Source organism: Streptomyces sp. SID14478, assembly GCF_010548525.1.
GTDB lineage: Bacteria > Actinomycetota > Actinomycetes > Streptomycetales > Streptomycetaceae > Streptomyces.
The window spans coordinates 1-2587 of sequence record NZ_JAAGMG010000154.1 but is presented as its reverse complement, the minus strand read 5'-3'; the positions used below and the strand labels follow the sequence as shown (position 1 = coordinate 2587).

The window sequence follows — 2587 nt, the reverse complement described above, 5'->3', positions numbered from 1 at the left end:
GCACCGCGGCGCGGGCTCCTGCGGCGGCGGTTCGTGGCCGTGGCTCACCATGGTGCGTTCGCCCTCGTACGCCATGGAGACGGTGACCGGCGAGTGCCAGCCCGGGACGGTGCGGGAGTAGCTCAGGTCGATGCCCTCGCCGCTCTCCAGGGTGTCCCAGCAGTACTCGCCGTAGTGGTCGTCGCCGAAGGCCGCGGCCAGCGACGTGCGCAGTCCGAGCCGGGCCAGGGCGGCCGCCATGTTCGCGACGCCGCCGGGGCTCGACCCCATGCCCCGCGCCCAGGACTCGGTGCCGCGCACGGGCGCGCTGTCGAGGCCGGTGAAGACGATGTCGAGGAAGACGGGCCCGGTGAGGTACACGTCGCAGTCCGGATCGCCGGGGGCGCGCAGCGCCGCGAGGGGGTCCGTGGGGGCGTGGTCCTGGCCGGTGTCGTTCACGTCCTGCTCCCTGCAGTGGTCCGGGTCCGCACAGTGTGCACGAAGCGGGCCCGGACCACGGCAGTTGACATCAGCCCGTCACGTGACGGGCACCGCGGGCGAGGGGGCGTCGGCCCTCCGGTCGGCCGGGCGTGCTGCGGTGGTCGGCGCTCACCACGGCGGCCGGTCTACCAGCGCGGCACGTCCGGCGTGACCCACTGCGGGTCGCGCATCCTCATCGCGGCGGCGTCGTCGCGGTCGCGCAGCGCGGCGAAGGACCCGTCGAGCCAGCGCCGGTGCAGCAACGCGACCTTGTCGCGGTCGAGTTCGACGCCGAGGCCCGGCGCGTCGGACACGGCGACGCGTCCGTCCGCGAACGTGAGCCGTTCGGTCAGCACGTCCTCCGACTGCCACGGGTAGTGCGAGTCGCAGGCGTGGTGCAGGTTCGGCACCGTCGAGGCGACGTGCGTCATGGCGGCGAGGCTGACGCCGAGATGCGTGTTGGAGTGCATGGATACGCCGACCCCGAACGTCCGGCAGATGGCGGCGAGTTGCTGGGTGTTGCGCAGACCGCCCCAGTAGTGGTGGTCGCAGAGCACGACCTGCACGGCCCGCGCGCGGAACGCCTCCTCGATCTCCGCGAAGGTGGTCACGCACATGTTCGTGGCGAGCGGCACGCCCGCCTCGGCGGCGACCTCGGCCATCGCGGGCGTGCCGAGCGCGGGGTCCTCCAGGTATTCGAGTACGTCCCTCAGCGCATCGGCGACCTTCAGTGAAGTCGCCACGGACCAGGCGCCGTTCGGGTCGAGGCGCAGTGGCTTGCCGGGGAAGGCCTCGGCGAGCGCGCGGATCGCGGCGATCTCCTCGTCGGGCGGGAAGCAGCCGCCCTTGAGCTTGAAGGAGGCGAAGCCGTACCGCTCGTGGAAGAGGCGGGCCTGCGCGACGATCCCGGCCGGATCGAGCGCGGCACCCCAGTCGTCCTGCTGCGCGGCGGCACCGGCCGGGTGGTCGGCGTACTTGTAGAAGAGGTACGCGCTGTACTCGACGGCGTCGCGCAGCTTGCCGCCGAGCAGGGCGTGCACGGGCAGTCCGAGCGCCTTGCCGCACGCGTCGAGGCAGGCGACCTCGAATCCGGAGACGACGGACAGCCGCAGCTTGTCGGCGGTCTGGACGCCGCGCAGCCCGCCGACGTCGACCTGGCCGCAGACCCGTTCCTCGGCCACGGAGACCTCGTCGGCAACGACGAACAGGCCGTTGAGGTCGGAGACTTGACGACCTATCAGGCGTGTGGCGAACGGCCGGGCCAGCTCCAGGTACTTGGTGTCGCCGTAGGTCTCGCCGACGCCGGTGACGCCCCCGGCGGTGACCACCTCGATGAGGAGCCGGGGTGTGTACGGCTGGTGCACGCCCTGGGCGTTGAGGAGCGGCGGATCGGCGACGAGGACCGGCGTGAGACGGACGTCGGTGATGGTCAGATCGGTCATCGAGCAGCTCCTGCGGGGGTCCCGGGGATCGCCTGGGTGAGGGCGGCCACGGGGCCGGGCGCACCCGCCGCCACCTCCGCCCGGAGATCACATCTACACTTGTAGATGGAGATTAGGTAGCCGAACGAGAGGCGTCAATGGTCCGCCGCGCTCGCCTTACGATCGGGGCATGCCGGACCAGGACCAGCACACAGAGCACGAGGGCACCCCGTCGCGCGGCGGCGTGCGCGAGGTGAAGTCCGCGGCCCGCACCGTCGAGCTGCTCGAGGTGCTGGCCGCGCGCGGCGACCGCCCGGCCCGCCTGCAGGAGCTCGCCGACGAGCTGGCCGTGCCGCGCAGCTCCATGTACGCGCTGCTGCAGACGCTCATCACGCGCGGCTGGGTCCGCACGGACGTCACCGGCTCGCTCTACGGCATCGGCATCCACGCCCTGCTGACCGGCACCAGCTACCTGGACACGGACCCCTACGTGCACGCCGCGCGCCCGCACCTCGACGAGGCGTCCGAGGCGCTCGGCGAGACGATCCACCTGGGCCGGCTGGACGGCTTCGACGTGGCGTACCTGGCGACCCGCGAGTCCCACGAGTACCTGCGCACCATCAGCCGGGTCGGCCGCCGGCTGCCGGCGCACGTCGGCGCGCTCGGCAAGGCGCTGCTCGCGGAGCGCCCCGACGCGCAGCTGCCGC

General features: G+C 72.7%; 3 protein-coding genes. 1 reads left to right on the top strand and 2 read right to left on the bottom strand.

The window, feature by feature from the left end; translation table 11 throughout:
- Positions 1–438: PfkB family carbohydrate kinase (locus tag G3I40_RS06275; protein WP_343244841.1), on the bottom strand; the 438-nt coding region annotated here is incomplete at its 3' end.
- A gap of 167 nt (positions 439–605) precedes the next feature.
- Positions 606–1901 (bottom strand): glucarate dehydratase family protein, encoded by a 1296-nt coding sequence (locus tag G3I40_RS06270; RefSeq protein ID WP_164301165.1) that lies wholly within the window; start codon positions 1899–1901, stop codon positions 606–608.
- A gap of 169 nt (positions 1902–2070) precedes the next feature.
- Between G3I40_RS06270 and G3I40_RS06265 the strand changes: the two genes are divergently transcribed.
- Positions 2071–2587, top strand: a 517-nt coding sequence (locus tag G3I40_RS06265) for a helix-turn-helix domain-containing protein (RefSeq protein WP_164301164.1), incomplete at its 3' end; no start/stop codon positions are given.